This window comes from Amycolatopsis sp. NBC_00438, assembly GCF_036026695.1.
Lineage (GTDB): Bacteria > Actinomycetota > Actinomycetes > Mycobacteriales > Pseudonocardiaceae > Amycolatopsis.
Genome location: NZ_CP107923.1, coordinates 5,268,753 through 5,284,899, shown reverse-complemented (window position 1 = coordinate 5,284,899; position 16,147 = coordinate 5,268,753). Strand labels below are relative to the sequence as shown.

Sequence of the window (16,147 nt, the reverse complement as noted above, 5' to 3'; positions counted from 1 at the left end):
TACGGCCCGCTCGTCGGACGTGCACGTTTCGACGAGAGCGAGGCCGAGCCGAGTCGTGCCCTCGGTACCGCCGAACGTTCAGTACTCGTCGTGGCGGCGCCACCAGGAGCTGGGCGCGTCGTCGCCGTGGCTGTCCTCTTCCCACGCTTCCTGGCGGCCGAGCGGGGTGACGTCGAGGTAGCGGTGCGACGCCAGGAACATCTCGCCACCGCGGCCGGACGTGAAGTACGTCCGGAAGACGTCGTCGCCCTCGCGCAAGAAGACGCTGACACCGAAGCCGCCGCCGACGCCGCAGTCGTCGGTGAAGCCGGTGCCGTGCGCGGACACCCAGGGCACGTCCCAGCCCATGCGTGTCCGGTACCGCTCGATCTCGGGCAGCGTCGCCGGCGCGACGACCTTGAGCGTGACGTCGCGGGCGTGCAGGTGCGCCAGGTGCGGCAGGTTGTCGAGCACCAGCGAGCAGCCCGGGCAGCCCGCCTCGTCACCCGGGTGCAGCATGAAGTGGTAGACGATCAGCTGGCGCCGGCCCTCGAACAGGTCGAGCAGGCTGACCTTCCCGTCCGCGCTGTCGAAGGGGTAGTCCGCGTCGAAGCGGACCATCGGCAGGCGCCGGCGTTCGGCGGCGAGGCGGTCGGCCGCCTTCATGTGCTCCTTCTCCTTGACCAGCAGCGCGTCGCGCGCGGCCTGCCATTCCTCGGGGGAGACGATCGCGGTCATCGGGTTTCCTCTCGTCGGAGGTGGAGGCCGCCGGCCAGGTCGTCGAAGGACGAGGTCCAGCCGTCGTGGTGGCCGTCGCGCTCGGCGACGGTCGGGAAGCCGGTCTGGGTGAAGGTCATCTCGGTCTTGCCGCCCAGGTCGGCGAAGTCGATCGTGACGAGCGTGTCGACGCCCCGGTCGCCGTCGGCGTCCCAGCCGAAGGTGAACACGAGCCGTGCGGGGGCGGTGATCTCGCGGTAGACGCCGCGCATCCAGTGCTCGTCACCCTCGGGGGAGCGGATGCAGGCGCGCCAATGGCCGCCTTCGCGGGTGTCGAGGGTGACGGCGCACCCGGTGAACCCGCTCGGGCCCAGCCAGCTCGCCAGGTGGTCCGGGTCGGTCCACGCGGCGAAGACGAGCTCGCGGGGCGCGTCGAAGACCCGGGTGATCGTCAGCTCGGAATCGGTCCCGGAGTCAGGCTGGGTTTCCGGCATCTTCCGCTCCTTCCGGCGGTCGCTGCAGCTCCCGCAGGTGCTCGTCGAGGCGGTCGAAGCCGCCCTCCCAGAACCGGCGGTAGGCCGCGACCCAGTCGGCGACGTCTTCCAGTGGTTTCGCCTCCAGCCGGCAGGGCCGCCACTGGCGGGTGCGGCCGCGGGTGATGAGCCCGGCCTGTTCCAGCACCTTCAGGTGCCGGGACACCGCGGGCAGGCTCATCGGCAGCGGCCCGGCGAGCTCGTTGACCGTCGCCTCACCGGCCGAAAGCCGGGCGAGGATGGCGCGCCGCGTCGGGTCGGCGAGCGCCGAGAACGTGCGGCTCAGGTGATCGGCAGCAGCAGTCATTTCAACACCTTGTTAATTAACGGACTGGTTAAACATAGCTGCCAGCTGGGTGTTGTCAAGGGTGTCGGGCCGTGCGGTGAGAGCCGCGTCACTGGTCGTCCGGTTTCCAATAGTAGGAAGTCCTAGTATTTTGGGAGGATGAGCAGTGAGCTGTACCGCCCCGCGCACCCCGTCCGGTTCGTCACGGCGTCGAGCCTGTTCGACGGCCACGACGCGTCGATCAACATCATGCGGCGGATCCTGCAGTCGCAGGGCGCGGAGGTCGTGCACCTCGGCCACAACCGGTCGGTCGACGAGGTGGCCACCGCGGCCATCGCCGAAGACGTCCAGGGTGTGGCCATCTCTGCTTACCAGGGCGGCCACGTCGAGTACTTCTCCTACCTGGTCGAGCTGCTGCGCGAGCGCGGCGCCGGCCACATCAAGGTCTTCGGCGGCGGGGGCGGGGTGATCGTGCGCGAGGAGATCGACCTGCTGCACTCGCGCGGCGTCACCCGGATCTTCTCGCCCGAAGACGGCTACGAGATGGGCCTGCCGGGCATGATCAACATGATGATCAAGGCCTGCGACGTCGATCTGGCGGCCGACGGCCCGGCGCTCGACAAGGTGCTCTCCGGCGACGTCGCCGCGCTCTCCCGGGTCATCACGCAGCTGCAGGCCGAGCGCCTGTCCGGGGACGTGCTGAGCGGGATCACCGAAGCCGCGGGCAAGCGGGAGGTGCCGGTCCTCGGCATCACCGGTACCGGCGGCTCGGGCAAGTCGTCGCTCACCGACGAGCTGATCCGGCGCTTCCGCCTGGACCAGGAGGACAAGCTGCGGATCGCGGTGCTCGCGGTCGACCCGTCGCGGCGCAAGGGCGGCGGCGCGCTGCTCGGCGACCGCATCCGGATGAACTGCCTCGACGGCTCCCCGGTGTACTTCCGCTCGCTGGCCACCCGCACGACGTCCGGCGAGATCCCGGCCGGCCTCAGCGAGTCGATCCTGGCCTGCAAGGCCGCCGGCTTCGACCTGGTGATCGTCGAGACGCCGGGCATCGGCCAGGGTGACGCCGGGATCGTCGACTTCGTGGACCAGTCGCTGTACGTGATGACGCCGGAGTTCGGCGCCGCGTCGCAGCTGGAGAAGATCGACATGCTCGACTTCGCCGATGTCGTCGCGATCAACAAGTTCGAGCGCCGCGGCGCCGAGGACGCCCGCCGCGACGTCGCGCGCCAGCTGGTGCGCAACCGCGAGGCGTTCGAGTCCGGCCCCGACGACATGCCGGTGTACGGCACGAGCGCGGCGAAGTTCAACGACGACGGCGTCACCGCGCTGTACCAGCAGCTGCGGGGCCTGCTCGCCGAGCGCGGCCTGACCGTCTCGGCCGGGACGCTGCCGCACGTCGAAGGCAAGGTCTCGACCGACGCGAGCACGGTCATCCCGGGCACCCGCGCGCGGTACCTGGCCGACATCGCCGAAACCGTCCGCGGTTACCACGCGAAGACCGAGCAGCAGGTCGCGGCGATCCGCAAGCACGAAGCGCTGACGACGGCCCGTGCAGAACTGTCCAAGGTGGACGCGTCGACCGACGCGCTCGACGGGCTGCTCGCCACCGCGGCGTCCGAGGTGGACGGCGAGGCGACCAAGACCCTCGAACGCTTCCGCACGCTGGCCGAGGAATACCGCCAGGACGAGCTCGTCGTGAAGATCCGCGACAAGGAACTGCGCACCCAGCTGTGGCGCGACACGCTGTCCGGCAACCGCGTCCCGCGCGTCGCCCTGCCGCGCTACGCCGAGTCCGGCGAGCTGCTGTCGTTCCTGCGCCGGGAGAACCTGCCCGGCTACTTCCCTTACACCGCGGGCGTTTTCCCGTTCAAGCGGGACGGCGAGGACCCGGCCCGGATGTTCGCCGGCGAGGGTGACGCGTTCCGCACCAACCGCCGGTTCAAGATGCTCTCGGCCGACTCCGAGGCCAAGCGCCTCTCGACCGCGTTCGACTCGGTGACGCTCTACGGCCACGACCCGCACACCCGCCCCGACATCTACGGCAAGGTCGGTACGTCGGGGGTGTCCATCGCGACGCTCGAGGACATGAAGGTCCTCTACGACGGCTTCGACCTGACCGCGCCGAACACGTCGGTGTCGATGACGATCAACGGCCCGGCGCCGACGATCCTGGCCTACTTCCTCAACACCGCGATCGACCAGCGCGTCGAGGCGTTCAAGGCCGAGCACGGGCGCGACCCGTCCGAGGACGAGGCCGCCGAGCTGCGCGAGTGGGCGCTGAAGAACGTGCGCGGCACGGTCCAGGCCGACATCCTCAAGGAGGACCAGGGCCAGAACACCTGCATCTTCTCCACCGAGTTCAGTCTCCGGATGATGGCCGACATCCAGGAGTGGTTCATCGAGCACGGAGTCCGCAACTTCTACTCGGTGTCGATCTCCGGCTACCACATCGCCGAGGCCGGGGCGAACCCGATCTCGCAGCTGGCGTTCACGCTGTCCAACGGCTTCACCTACGTCGAGTCGTACCTGGCGCGCGGCATGGACATCAACGACTTCGCGCCGAACCTGTCGTTCTTCTTCTCCAACGGCATGGATGCCGAGTACACGGTGCTCGGCCGGGTGGCGCGGCGGATCTGGGCCGTGGCCATGAAGGAGCGCTACGGCGCGAACGAGCGGTCGCAGAAGCTGAAGTACCACGTGCAGACGTCCGGGCGGTCGCTGCACGCGCAGGAGATGAGCTTCAACGACATCCGCACCACGCTGCAGGCGCTCTGCGCGCTCTACGACAACGCGAACTCACTTCACACCAACGCCTTCGACGAGGCGGTCACGACGCCGTCGGAGTCGTCGGTGCGCCGCGCGATGGCCATCCAGATGATCATCAACAAGGAGTGGGGCCTGTCGAAGAACGAGAACCCGCTGCAGGGTTCGTTCGTCGTCGACGAGCTGACCGACCTGGTCGAGGAAGCGGTCCTGGTCGAGTTCGACCGGATCTCCGAGCGCGGCGGCGTGCTCGGCGCGATGGAAACCGGTTACCAGCGCGGCAAGATCCAGGACGAGTCGATCCTGTACGAGCGCAAGAAGCACGACGGCTCGCTGCCGATCATCGGCGTCAACACCTTCCGCAACCCGCGCGCGGGCGAGGACGACATCGAGGTCGAGCTGGCCCGGGCGACCGAAGACGAGAAGAAGTCCCAGCTGGACCGGCTTTCGGACTTCCAGCACCGCCACAAGGAAGACGCCCAGCAGGCCCTGAAGGCCCTGCGCGAGGCAGCCACCCGCGGCGGCAACCTGTTCGGCGTCCTGATGGACGCGGCCCGGGTCTGCTCACTGGGGCAGATCACCGAAGCGTTCTTCGAGGTCGGCGGGCAGTACCGCCGCAACGTCTAGAGCGCCACGCGCAGGTACGCCCGGTCGTCGAAGGAATTCGCGGCCGGGCGTTTTCCTTTGGTCTCCGGTGGGTCCAGCATCAGCGGGTCGCGCGCCAGTCGTTGCGCCAGCAGGCGTTCGGCCTCGGCCAGCGTCGGCGCCGGTTCCGGGTAGCCGTCCGTGGTGATGACGACCTCCCGGACGCCGCCGGGCACCGGCACGACCTCGACGAACAGGTCCGGGACGTCCTGGCCGTCCAGCGCGCCGTAGCCGTAGCGCGGGTCGGGCCGGTTGCGCAGCCCGACCAGCGCGCGCAGCAGCTCCTGCACGGCGGCCCGGCCCGGATCGTCCGCCCGCAGCGTGGCCTCCGGGACGTCGTCGGCGAGGTGCCGGCGCAGCACGAGGGCGCGGGCCTCCGCCACGATCCGTTCACCGGACGGGCGTGGCGGCACCGGCAGCCCGTCGAGCAGCACGCGGCCTTCGCCGACGCGCCAGATCTCGCGGCGGCCCAGGTGGAGCACGCAGAAGGACACCGCCGAACCCACGCCCGCGTCGCCCAGCAGCCTCCGGACCAGCGCGGTCGCGCCGTCGACCGCCTCGCGCGCCGGGCACCCGGCCGCGGTGGCGGCCAGGTGCCCGGCGACGGCTTCGGCGAGTTCGGCGCCGTCCGGGCCGGTGTCCCACGGCTTCTTCGTCGCGCCGTCGGCGACGCCGAGCACGTGCTCACCCAGGACCAGCCGGTCGGCGCAGGGTTCGGCGCTGTCCCGCGGCACCACCGACGTCTCGAGGATCACCCGGCCGAACGTACCGCCCTCAGCTGCCAGACCGGCACCAGCGCGCGGCCCTCGGCGTCGGTGGCGAGGGTGGCCAGGGCCGACGTGTCGGCCTCGGGGTCGAGGATCGCGCCCACGCTGGCCCGCAGCTCCGCCACGTCGAACGCGGTGGTGTAGACGGCCGGTTCGAGGCGCTCGATCGTCCAGTCCTTCCCGACGGTCTCGCGCAGGTTCGCCTCGCTGATCAGGTACGGCGCGGGGAACGCGTCGGGCACCTCCGTCGAGAAGCAGAAGAGGTGCAGGTGCGCGCCCGGCCGCGTCGCGCGGGTCAGCGCGGCGAGGTACTCGCGCCGCGCGTCCTCGTTCAGGCAGTGGTAGAGCGCGCTGTCGAGCACCGTGTCGAATCGGCCTTCGTACCCTTCGAGCTTCGTCGCGTCGGCGACGGCGAAGGTGACGCCCTCGGCACGGGTGCGGGCCTGTTCGATAGCTGACGGCGCGCCGTCCAATCCGGTGACGTTCAACCCGCGCGAAGCGAGGAACCCGGAGTTGTCGCCGAGCCCGCAGCCGATGTCGAGGACGTCGCCGGTGAACTCGCCGGCGTCGGCCAGCGCGACCACCAGCGGCTGCGGTGCGCCCAGGTCCCACGGCATCTTCCGGCCGATCGGGGTGGCGCCGCGGTAGGCCTGCTCGAAGTCGAGGTCCTCGGTGCTCGTGCCCGGATTCGTCATCCTTGCCCCCTTATTCAACGTATGATGAGATAACCCCATCGTGCGACGGTGCGTGCACGACTGTCAACCCGGGGAATACGGCGGCGGGGCGAGGGGTAGTCGTTGGTATGAAATTCGGGATCTCGACGTTCGTGACCGACGAGGGCATCCGGCCGGACGTGCTGGGCGCCGCCATGGAGGAGCGCGGCTTCGACTCGCTGTTCCTGGCCGAGCACTCGCACATCCCGGTGAGCCGGGAAAGCCCGTACCCGGCCCCGGGCGGGCTGCCGGAGAAGTACAAGCGCACGCTCGACCCGTTCGTGGCGCTCACCGCGGCCGCCACCACGACGTCGGAGCTGCTGCTCGGCACCGGGATCGCGCTGCTGATCCAGCGTGACGTGATCCACACCGCCAAGGAGGTCGCCTCGCTCGACCTGATCTCCGACGGCCGCGCGCTGTTCGGCGTCGGCGTCGGCTGGAACCGCGAGGAGATGGCCAACCACGGCACCGACCCGAAGACCCGCGGCGCGCTGATCGACGAGCAGCTGGCCGCGCTCAAGGAGATCTGGACGAAGGACGAGGCCGAGTTCCACGGCGAGTACGTGAACTTCGACCCGATCTTCGCCTGGCCCAAGCCGGTGCACAAGCCGCACCCGCCGATCTACATCGGCGGCGAGAGCGAGGCCGCGGTCCAGCGGCTGATCAAGTACGGCGACGGCTGGCTGCTGCGCGGGAACCTGCACTTCGACGAGGCCAAGAAGGTTCGCGACCGGTTGAACGCGGAAGGCCGCGAGGACGTCCAGTTCGCCGTCTTCGGCGGCGACACCAAGGCCAAGGTGATCGACGGCTTCCGCGACGCGGGCACCGAGCGCTACACGTTCATGCTGGAAACCATGCCGGAGGCCGAGACGCTCAAGGCGCTCGACGAGCTCGCCGAGGTGGCGGCGGCGCACCGGTGATCGTGGTTCGATGGCGGGAGGGACTCAAGATGAAGGAGCAAGACGCGTGAGTGAAGTGCAAATCGGTCTCGCCGCGGCGCTGGAGCAGTTCTCGCCGCGGGAGTCGATCCGGCTGGCGAAGGCGGCCGAGGAGCAGGGGTTCTCCGGCCAGATGGCGGCCGACCACTTCCAGCCGTGGGTGCCGCAGCAGGGTGAGGCCTCGTTCGTGTGGAGCGTGCTGGCGTCGCTGGCCGAGAACACGACCGGTGACCTCGGCCCGGGCGTGACGTGCCCCTCGTTCCGGCTGCACCCGGCGATGGTCGCGCAGGCCGCGGCCACCCTCGAGGCGACCTACCCGGGCCGCACCTGGCTGGGCATCGGCTCCGGCGAGGCCCTCAACGAGCACATCATCGGCGGCTACTGGCCGGAGGCCCCGGAGCGGGTCCGCCGGATGTTCGAAGCCCTCGAGATCATCCGGAAGCTGTTCACCGGCAAGGACGTCAAGCACTCGGGCGAGTTCTTCAAGCTGCACAACACGCGCTTGTGGACACTGCCCGACGGCCCGCCGCCGCCCGTCTACATCGCCTCCGCGGGGCCGTACACCTCCCGCAAGACCGGCGAGCTGGCCGACGGCCTGATCACGCCGGGCGCGTCCATCGAGAAGCTGGCCGGCATCGTGGACAACTTCAACCAGGGCGCGAAGAAGGCCGGCAAGGACCCGGACTCGATGCCGAAGCTGCTGCAGGTGCACCTGTCGTGGGCCGAAGACGACGAGACGGCCTGGGCCAACGCGCTGGACCAGTGGCCCAACGGCGGTATGAAGTTCCCGAAGGCCGACGTCCGCTCGCCGTTCGACTTCGCGCAGATGGCGAAGCTGGTGCGGCGCGAGGACTTCGAGGGCCGCATGGTCGTGTCGTCGGACCCGGACGTCCACCGCGCGGCGCTGCAGAAGTACGTCGACGCCGGCTTCAACCGGATCTACATCCACAACGTGGGCCGCAACCAAGACGAGTTCCTGAGCACCTTCGGCAAGGAAGTCCTGCCGAAGCTCAACGCCTAGCCGTCAGCGGGCGTCCCTGTTCCGGGGACGCCCGCTCGGCCACGGGCCCAGCTCCGGCAGGTCACCGGTGAGGCCGTCCCCGTCGCTCCGGCCGGAGAGCCACGCCGCGAGCGCGCGTGGTGGCCCGGTGACGATCGCGTCGCTCGGCAGGCGTTCCTTGAGGAAGTCGACGGCGTGCTCGCAGAAGCCGCCCGGCCAGTCGGCCGGCGTCGCGGCTTCGACGTCGACGGCATGGATCCAGACTTCGCGCCAGCGTGCGAACACCGTGCTCGACAGCTTCCCGTCGCGGTAGTCCACGGCCTGGTCCCAGTCGGTGACCCGGCTCCACGCGGCTTCCAGCCGCCGCGAGTGCTCACGCAGGGCGCTTCGGTGTTCGTCGGCGGTCCGGCCCGCGGTCGCCTCGATGATGCCGTCGCGGTCGTGCGTCGCCGGGTCGTACAGCGGGATCAGCACCCCGCGCACGGCGTGCTCCACCAGGTCGGCCAGTGCTCGTCCGGCGTCCGTGACGTGAGCCAGGACGTGCCCGCGCGTCCACCCGGGCAACGCCGTGGCCGCGCGGACCTCGGCGTCGGTCAGGCTGTCCAGGGCGCGGAAGAGGTGGCGGTGCGCGTCGGCGACCTCCGCCGTCGGGATCACTTGTCGAGCAGCAGGTGGACCGACAGTTCGAGGCGGTTCGCGACGTCGGCGGCCGACGCGCGGCGGGTCACCCAGGCGACCAGGTTCGCCATCCAGACGTCCGCGACGACGTGGAAGATGTCCCGGTCGGCCTCGGTCGGGTCGGTGATGCCCATCGCCTGGGCGAACATGTTCTCCATCAGCAGGCCGACCTGCTCGACCTCGGCCGCGGCGGAGGTGTCGGCGAACATGAACGCGCGCACCATCGCCTCGGTGAGGTGCGGGTCGCGCTGCATCAGCCGGGTGTTGCGGCCCAGCACGAACATCAGCCGCTCGGCCGGCGTCTCACCGGGGATGGCTTGGCGCTCCAGCTTTTCCTGCGCCCGCTCGAACTCGCGCGCCAGCCCGGAGACGAGCAGGTGGATCTTCGACGGGAAGTACCGGTAGAGCGTGCCGAGGGCGACGTCCGCCTTCTCCGCGACGGCTCGCATCTGGACGGCGTCGTAGCCGCCCTTCGAGGCCAGGGCGAGGGTCGCGTCGATGATCCGGCGACGGCGGTCGCGCTGGGCGGCCGAACCGAGCTCGTCGGCGCCGATCGCGCTCAGCCCGTTACCGCGCGCCTTGGTCGGTGCCTTGGCTTTGCCGGGCATCGGCATCCCCCGTCCTTCGGAACTTGTTCCAGTTCACGACGTAGAGTACCTGTCCTGGCGAAACGTTCAACCAATGACCCACTGGCCGAAAAACTGTAACACGTTCTACACTCGCGAGTAGTGTCCCGTAACCGCGAGGAGACCCGATGCCGGTCGCGCTCACCGACGAACAGGCCGCGCTGGCCGCGGCGATCCACGCCTGGTCCGCCGACCGCCGGCCCCTCGACGCGGTCCGGGCGGCGGAAACCGGGCCACCGGCCGGGATTCCCGCCGGGTTCGCCGATCTCGGCCTGTTCGGCGTCGCGCTGCCGGCCGCCGCCGGCGGGGCCGACGGCGGTATCGCCGATCTCGCCGCCGGGCTCGCCGCGGCGGCCGAGGAACTGGTGCCGGGCCCCGTCCTGAGCACCGCCCTGGGTGGGCTCTTGCTGGCTTCGGTGGCTGAGGCCAAGGAACTGCTCCCGGCGCTCGCCGAAGGCACGGCCACGATCGCGGTGCTGCTGGACGAGCCCGCCGACGGCGTCCTCGTGCCCGGCGCGCACCCGGACTCCTGGCTGCTGGTGCCCTCGGGTGACGGTCACCTCCTGCTCGCCCCGGGCACCCCCGGCGTCACCACCGAGCCGGTGGCGCCGTTCGACTTCTCCCGGCCGCTGGCGCGGGTCCGGGTCGCCGGCGTCTCCGGTGAGCTCCTCACGCTGCCGCCGGTCGCCGACCTGGCCGCGACCCTGGCCGCCGCCGAAGCCGCCGGGGTGGCGCGGCGGACGCTCACCATCGCCGTCGAGTACGCCAAGGTCCGCGAGCAGTTCGGTCAGCCGATCGGGGGATTCCAGGCGATCAAGCACCTGTGCGCCGAGATGCTCTGCCGCGCCGAAGCGGCCGAAGCGCTGGCCTGGGACGCGGCGAACGGGCAGCACCCGCTCTCGGTGGCCAGCGCGGCCGTCGTCGCCCTCGACGCCGCCGTCGCCAACGCCAAGGACTGCGTCCAGGTGCTCGGCGGGATCGGCTTCACCTGGGAGCACGACGCCCACCTCTACCTGCGCCGGGCCGTCGCCCTGCGGCAGTGGCTCGGCGGCAGCGGGCCGTGGCGGCGCCGGGCGGCCGCCCTCACCCTCGATGGGACCGAACGCACCCTCGGCGTCGACGTCGGGGACGACCTTCCGCTGCGTGAAGAGATCACGCGGATCGCGTCGCTGCCCGAGGCCGGCCAGCGGGTCGCGCTCGCCGACGCGGGGCTGCTGACACCGCACTGGCCGGTGCCCTTCGGCCGCGGCGCCGACGCCGCTCTTCAGCTGCGAATCGACGCTTTCCTGGCCGCCGCCGGCGTTCGCCGTCCGGACCTGGTCATCGGCGCGTGGGCGGTGCCCACCATCCTCGAACACGGCAGCGACGAGCAGCGCGAGCGGTTCGCCCGGCCGACGTTGCGCGGCGAGCTGACGTGGTGCCAGCTGTTCAGCGAACCCGGCGCCGGCTCCGACCTGGCGTCGCTGCGGACGGCCGCCCGCCGCGTCGAGGGCGGCTGGCGGCTGACCGGGCAGAAGGTATGGACGTCACTCGCCCGCGAAGCCGACTGGGGGATCTGCCTGGCCCGCACCGACCCGGCCGTGCCCAAGCACAAGGGCATCACGTACTTCCTGGTCGACATGCGCGCCGAGGGCATCACCACGCGGCCGTTGCGCGAGATCACCGGCGAGGCCGTGTTCAACGAGGTCTTCCTCGACGACGTCTTCGTGCCCGACGCCGACGTCGTCGGCGAACCCGGCGGCGGCTGGCGGCTGGCGCGCACGACGCTGGCGAACGAGCGCGTGGCCATCGGCGGCGGCTCGGCGGTCGGCGAGAGTGTGCAGCACCTGGTGTCCACAGTGGACGCCTCGGCCCTGGACGACGTCACCCGCGACCGGCTCGGCGAGCTGGTGGCCCAGGGGGTCGCGGGTTCGGTCCTCGACCTGCGTGCGGCCCTTCGGCGGCTCGGCGGCCAAGACCCGGGCGCGGAGTCGAGCGTCCGGAAGCTGCTCGGGGTCCAGCACCGCCAGGACGTCGCGGAGTTCGCCCTGACCCTGGCCGGCCTCGCCGCCCTGGCCGCCGACGGCCCCGCCGCGGCGGCGCACCACGAGTTCCTGATGACCCGCTGCCTCTCGATAGCGGGCGGCACCACCCAAGTCCTCCGGTCCCTGACGGCAGAACGCCTGCTGGGCCTACCCCGCTGACCGAGCCCCACCCCCATCACGCGAGCCGACTCTCCAGGTACGCGAACCGACTCTCCAGGTACGCGGGCCGACCGTCCGGGTACGCGAACCGACCGTCCGGGTACGGCATTTCGCCGTGTGGGTTGCACAACGAGACGGTGCGAACGGCCCGTTCGTGCCGCCGGACCCGAAACTGTCGGTCCGGTGATCTAGCGTTGCGGGTGTGGAGTTCAGCGCACAGACCCAGGCGACTTACCTTCCCTCGGATCCGCCGAGGGAAGGCGTGCTGGCGCTGTGGGGCGGCGATGTGGCCGGCGGGACCACGATCGAGCTCGTGCTGCCCCGCGGCGGGAAGTTCGCGCGGACGAAGGTCGACGCCGAGCTCGTCCCGCTCGAACGCGCGCTGCCGCGGCTGCTGACGGTGGGGGACGAGGCGAGCCCGGCTGTCGCGGCGTGGTCGGCGGCCGTCAACGCCGGGGTGAACCTCGTCGCGCGGGGGCGGCTGCGGCCGGCCGTCACGGAGGGCGGGGTCGGCGCGTGGCGGATCGGCCCGCTGGACGCCGCGGACGAAGAACTGCTGCGCGGGCTCGCCGGCGCGTTGCCGCCGGAGGCGTACGCGCTGCCGTTGACCGGGCTGAAACGCATCCGGCTGCACTCGCCGGACTCGCTGGTGCGCGCCCTCTGGGACGCGACGGCCGACCTGCTGGTGCGCAGCCCGGCGGCGGCGGTCGGGGCGGGCGACCCGGCCTTCGCGGCGCGGGAACAGGCGCTGCTCGGCCCGGACGGCGCGGCCTGGCTGGCCGAGCTGGAGGAGCGCGAGCCGCGGGGTGCCCAGCTGATCCTGCGGGTGGAGGCGCGCGGTGACGACGCGTTCGCCGGCGTGCTCGCGGTGCGCAGCACGGCCGAGGCGAGCCTGGTGGTCGAGGCGGCGACCCTGTGGGACGCGCCGGACGCGGTGCTGAGCCGGCTCGGCGACCAGGTGGAGACCCAGCTGCTGCTCGGCCTGCGCCGGGGCGCGCGGGCGTGGCCGCCGTTGGGCCGGGTGCTGGCCGAGTCCGCTCCGGCGGAGCTGCCGCTGTCGGACGACGAGGTCGTCGACCTGCTCACCGACGGCAGCCGGGACCTGGGCGGCGCCGGGATCGAGGTGCTCTGGTCGAAGGGCATGTTCGCCGGCGAGGTCAAGGCGAAGGCGAGCGCGACACAGGCGCCGGCGAGCGTCACGGGGCCGGATTTCGCGCTGCGGACGATGCTGGAGTTCCGCTGGCAGCTCAGCCTGGGCGGCGAGCAGCTGACCGAGGCCGAGGTCACGGCGTTGGCCGAGGCGAAACGGCCGCTGGTCCGGCTGCGGGGTCAATGGGTCCGCGTCGACCCGCAGCTGCTGGCCAAGGTCCGTGGCCGCAGCCGCAAGCTCGACGCGGGCGAGGCGCTGGCGGCGGCCCTCACCGGAGAGCTGGTCCTGGACGGCGAACACGTCGAGTTCGCGGCCCCTTCGGTCCTGGGCGGCCTCGCCGAGCGTCTCCGCGATCGTCCGGGAGGGCTGGCGGCCCCGCCGCCGGGCCTGCAGGCGACGCTGCGGCCGTACCAGCAGGCGGGGCTGGCCTGGCTGGCGACGATGACCGGCCTGGGCTTGGGCGCGTGCCTGGCCGACGACATGGGCCTGGGCAAGACGATCCAGCTGATCGCGCTGCATCTGCACCGGCGCGCGCTCACCGGCTCGTCGCCGATCGGCGACGCGTCCCCGGAGACCGCCGCTGATGTCCCGCCGGGCGATGAGCCGAAGCCCGGCGGGCCGACTCTCGTGCTCTGCCCGACGTCCCTGCTCGGCAACTGGGAGCGTGAGTTCGCCCGTTTCGCGCCCCACATTCCCGTCCGGCGGTTCCACGGCGGCAGCCGGCACCTCGACGACCTCGCGCCCGACGAAGTCGTCCTGGCCACCTACGGCGTGCTGCGCCGCGACCGGGAAACACTGTCCGAAGTGGACTGGGGGCTGGTCGCCGCGGACGAGGCGCAGCACGTGAAGAACCCGCTGTCGGCCACGGCCAAGGAGCTGCGCAAGGTCCCCGCGCGGGCCAGGGTGGCGCTCACCGGCACGCCGGTGGAGAACCGGCTCACCGAACTGTGGTCCATTGTGGACTGGACGACACCGGGGCTGCTCGGCCCGCTCGACCGGTTCCGCCGCACCGTGGCGCGGCCGATCGAACGCGACCGGGACAAGGCGGTGACCGAGCGGCTCGCCACGACCGTGCGGCCGTTCCTGCTGCGGCGTCGCAAGAGCGATCCGGACATCGCCCCGGAGCTGCCACCCAAGACCGAGACCGACCGGTTCGTCCCGCTGACCGCCGAGCAGACCACGCTGTACGAGGCCGTGGTGCGGGAGAACCTGGCCGAGATCAAGGCGACGCAGGGCATCCAGCGGCGCGGGCAGGTGCTGCAGCTGCTCACCGAGCTCAAGCAGATCTGCAACCACCCGGCGCAGTTCCTCAAGGAACCGCACGGCGCGCTCACCGGCCGCTCGGGCAAGCTCGCCGCGTTCGAGGAACTGCTCGACGTCATCCTCGACGAGGGCGAGAGCGTGCTCGTGTTCAGCCAGTACGTCCAGCTGTGCAAGCTGCTCCGGCGCCGGCTGGAAGAACGCGGCCTGCCCACCGAGCTGCTCTCCGGCGAGAGCTCGCCGGGACAGCGGCAGGACATGGTCGACCGGTTCCAGGCCGGGGAGATCCCCGTGTTCCTGCTTTCGCTCAAGGCCGGCGGGGTCGGGCTCAACCTGACCAAGGCCACCCACGTGATCCACTACGACCGCTGGTGGAACCCGGCGGTCGAGGACCAGGCCACCGACCGCGCCTACCGGATCGGCCAGGACCGGCCGGTGCAGGTGCACCGGCTGATCGCCGAAGGCACCCTGGAGGAGCGGATCGCCGTCGTGCTCGAGAAGAAGCGCGGCCTCGCCGAGTCGATCGTCGGCGCCGGGGAAGACTGGATCACCGAACTGTCCGACGACGAACTCGCCGACCTGGTGCGGCTCGGGAGCGGGTGATGCCGCCGCGGCGCACCTTCGGCACCACGTGGTGGGGCCGGGCCTGGGTCGACGCGCTGGAGCAGCGCGCGAAGCTCGACCCCAACCGGCTGCCGCGCGGGCGGACGTACGCGCGGAAGGACACGGTCAGCGAGCTGAGTGTCGGCGCCGGGGCGGTGAGCGCCCGGGTGCGCGGCAGCCGGCCGCAGCCCTACCGGGTGACGATCACGATGCGCACCTTCACCGACGGCGAGTGGGACACCCTGCTGGGCGTGGTCGGCACGCGGCTCGGGCACGCGGCGGCGCTGCTCGACGGCGAACTGCCGGGCGCGCTCGCCGAACAGGCCCGGGAGGCGGGCGCCGATCTGCTGCCGGGCCCGGGTGACCTGCGGCCGCGGTGCTCGTGCCCGGACTCGGCGAACCCGTGCAAGCACGTCGCCGCGGTGTACTACCTGGTCGCCGACGAGGTGGACCGCGACCCGTTCGTGCTGTTCCTGCTGCGCGGCCGGCCGCGGGCGGACGTCCTGGCCGAGCTGCGGGCCCGCCGCGCGCCGGCGCGCGGGGAACGGCCGAAGCTGCCCAAGCCCGAGGACCACGGCCTCTCACCGAAAGCCGCCTACGCGCGGCGCCCGGGCGCGATCCCGGCGCTGCCACCCCCGCCGCGCACGGCGGGCCGGCCGGCGGTGCTGGACCTGGACCCGCCGGTCAGCACCGGCTGGACGGCGGCGGGCCTCGCCGCGCTGGCCGCGGACGCGGCATCCCTGGCCCGGGACCTCCTGCTCGGCGGCGCGACGGCCGCGGAGCTGACGTTCGAAGAGGACCTCACCCGCCGCGCAGCCGGCCGCTCCGCCCCGGAAGTAGCCGCCCTGGCCGAGGCGGCGGAGGTCCCACCGAGCGACCTGGCCCGCTGGGCAGAGGCCTGGCGAGAAGCCGGCCGCGGCGGCCTGACAGCTTTGCGCGAATCATGGCAGCCAGGCCCCGGCCCCCTAGCCGAAGCCCAGGCGGTCTTGGCGGACGCAGGACTCCCCGGCCGACCGAGAATCTGGCGCAACCGCCTCACCCAGGGAGATCTGCAACTCCGCTACGGCCGCGACGCCCGCTGGTACCGCTTCGTGAGATCAGGGACCGAGTGGCGCCTCGACGGCCCACCCTCGGCAAGCCCGGTGGACTTGGCGTACTGACAGAGGGTGGTACGGCGAGTGGGATGGCTCATCGACCGGCCAGGCCACGAGCGGTGCCTCGACGGCCCGCCGCCGGCGAGCCTCGTGGCTACCGACCCCCGACCTCCGCGCTCCGGCAAGCCCGGTGGCAATCGCACTGCCAC

General features: G+C 71.8%; 13 protein-coding genes. 6 read left to right on the top strand and 7 right to left on the bottom strand.

The window, feature by feature from the left end; genetic code table 11:
* Positions 1 to 78: 78 nt before the first annotated feature.
* The 3 genes from OG494_RS23215 to OG494_RS23205 are packed head-to-tail and all read right to left on the bottom strand — an operon-like array spanning position 79 to position 1,536.
* Positions 79 to 717 (bottom strand): DUF899 domain-containing protein, encoded by a 639-nt coding sequence (locus OG494_RS23215; protein WP_328442564.1) that lies wholly within the window; start codon positions 715 to 717, stop codon positions 79 to 81.
* On the bottom strand, positions 714 to 1,190 hold the full coding sequence (locus OG494_RS23210) for an SRPBCC family protein (RefSeq protein WP_328442562.1): 477 nt from the start codon (positions 1,188 to 1,190) through the stop codon (positions 714 to 716). Before OG494_RS23210 ends, OG494_RS23215 begins: the two co-directional genes overlap by 4 nt.
* Positions 1,171 to 1,536, bottom strand: coding sequence for an ArsR/SmtB family transcription factor (locus OG494_RS23205; protein WP_328442560.1), 366 nt, complete (start codon positions 1,534 to 1,536; stop codon positions 1,171 to 1,173). Before OG494_RS23205 ends, OG494_RS23210 begins: the two co-directional genes overlap by 20 nt.
* A gap of 138 nt (positions 1,537 to 1,674) precedes the next feature.
* Between OG494_RS23205 and icmF the strand changes: the two genes are divergently transcribed.
* Positions 1,675 to 4,908: a fused isobutyryl-CoA mutase/GTPase IcmF gene (gene icmF, locus OG494_RS23200; RefSeq protein WP_328442558.1), complete on the top strand. Its 3,234-nt coding sequence runs from the start codon at positions 1,675 to 1,677 to the stop codon at positions 4,906 to 4,908.
* On the opposite strand, the gene OG494_RS23195 is transcribed toward icmF, so the two are convergent.
* Positions 4,905 to 5,681, bottom strand: a complete 777-nt coding sequence (locus OG494_RS23195; RefSeq protein ID WP_328442556.1) for a hypothetical protein — start codon at positions 5,679 to 5,681, stop codon at positions 4,905 to 4,907. The two genes, icmF and OG494_RS23195, sit on opposite strands and share 4 nt — an antisense overlap.
* Positions 5,678 to 6,388 (bottom strand): class I SAM-dependent methyltransferase, encoded by a 711-nt coding sequence (locus OG494_RS23190; protein WP_328442554.1) that lies wholly within the window; start codon positions 6,386 to 6,388, stop codon positions 5,678 to 5,680. The genes OG494_RS23195 and OG494_RS23190 overlap by 4 nt, the downstream gene beginning before the upstream one ends.
* 107 nt (positions 6,389 to 6,495) lie before the next feature.
* Between OG494_RS23190 and OG494_RS23185 the strand changes: the two genes are divergently transcribed.
* On the top strand, positions 6,496 to 7,326 hold the full coding sequence (locus tag OG494_RS23185) for an LLM class F420-dependent oxidoreductase (protein ID WP_328442552.1): 831 nt from the start codon (positions 6,496 to 6,498) through the stop codon (positions 7,324 to 7,326).
* A gap of 46 nt (positions 7,327 to 7,372) precedes the next feature.
* On the top strand, positions 7,373 to 8,365 hold the full coding sequence (locus OG494_RS23180) for a TIGR03557 family F420-dependent LLM class oxidoreductase (RefSeq protein ID WP_328442550.1): 993 nt from the start codon (positions 7,373 to 7,375) through the stop codon (positions 8,363 to 8,365).
* Between the two features lie 3 nt (positions 8,366 to 8,368).
* On the opposite strand, the gene OG494_RS23175 is transcribed toward OG494_RS23180, so the two are convergent.
* Together OG494_RS23175 and kstR are read right to left on the bottom strand one after the other, a co-directional pair.
* Positions 8,369 to 9,001 carry a maleylpyruvate isomerase family mycothiol-dependent enzyme gene (locus OG494_RS23175; protein WP_328442548.1) on the bottom strand — a complete coding sequence of 211 codons (633 nt, stop codon included), beginning with the start codon at positions 8,999 to 9,001 and terminating at the stop codon, positions 8,369 to 8,371.
* Positions 8,998 to 9,636 carry a cholesterol catabolism transcriptional regulator KstR gene (gene kstR, locus OG494_RS23170; RefSeq protein WP_328442546.1) on the bottom strand — a complete coding sequence of 213 codons (639 nt, stop codon included), beginning with the start codon at positions 9,634 to 9,636 and terminating at the stop codon, positions 8,998 to 9,000. Before kstR ends, OG494_RS23175 begins: the two co-directional genes overlap by 4 nt.
* Before the next feature lie 140 nt (positions 9,637 to 9,776).
* On the opposite strand from kstR, the gene OG494_RS23165 reads away from it, so the two are divergent.
* The 3 genes from OG494_RS23165 (at position 9,777) to OG494_RS23155 (ending at position 16,004) form a co-directional block, all read left to right on the top strand.
* Entirely contained in the window at positions 9,777 to 11,831 is a 2,055-nt protein-coding gene (locus tag OG494_RS23165) for an acyl-CoA dehydrogenase family protein (RefSeq protein WP_328442544.1), read from the top strand.
* Between the two features lie 202 nt (positions 11,832 to 12,033).
* Entirely contained in the window at positions 12,034 to 14,844 is a 2,811-nt protein-coding gene (locus OG494_RS23160; protein WP_328442542.1) for a DEAD/DEAH box helicase, read from the top strand.
* Positions 14,844 to 16,004: an SWIM zinc finger family protein gene (locus OG494_RS23155; RefSeq protein ID WP_328442540.1), complete on the top strand. Its 1,161-nt coding sequence runs from the start codon at positions 14,844 to 14,846 to the stop codon at positions 16,002 to 16,004. Before OG494_RS23160 ends, OG494_RS23155 begins: the two co-directional genes overlap by 1 nt.
* The last annotated feature ends 143 nt before the right edge of the window (positions 16,005 to 16,147 follow it).

Excerpts from the sequence above, each read along its gene's own strand:
- OG494_RS23215 (WP_328442564.1), bottom strand. The coding sequence starts at position 717 with ATGACCGCGATCGTCTCCCCCGAGGAATGGCAGGCCGCGCGCGACGCG.
- OG494_RS23210 (WP_328442562.1), bottom strand. The coding sequence starts at position 1,190 with ATGCCGGAAACCCAGCCTGACTCCGGGACCGATTCCGAGCTGACGATC.
- OG494_RS23205 (WP_328442560.1), bottom strand. The coding sequence starts at position 1,536 with ATGACTGCTGCTGCCGATCACCTGAGCCGCACGTTCTCGGCGCTCGCC.
- icmF (WP_328442558.1), top strand. The coding sequence starts at position 1,675 with ATGAGCAGTGAGCTGTACCGCCCCGCGCACCCCGTCCGGTTCGTCACG.
- OG494_RS23190 (WP_328442554.1), bottom strand. The coding sequence starts at position 6,388 with ATGACGAATCCGGGCACGAGCACCGAGGACCTCGACTTCGAGCAGGCC.
- OG494_RS23185 (WP_328442552.1), top strand. The coding sequence starts at position 6,496 with ATGAAATTCGGGATCTCGACGTTCGTGACCGACGAGGGCATCCGGCCG.
- kstR (WP_328442546.1), bottom strand. The coding sequence starts at position 9,636 with ATGCCGATGCCCGGCAAAGCCAAGGCACCGACCAAGGCGCGCGGTAAC.
- OG494_RS23165 (WP_328442544.1), top strand. The coding sequence starts at position 9,777 with ATGCCGGTCGCGCTCACCGACGAACAGGCCGCGCTGGCCGCGGCGATC.
- OG494_RS23155 (WP_328442540.1), top strand. The coding sequence starts at position 14,844 with ATGCCGCCGCGGCGCACCTTCGGCACCACGTGGTGGGGCCGGGCCTGG.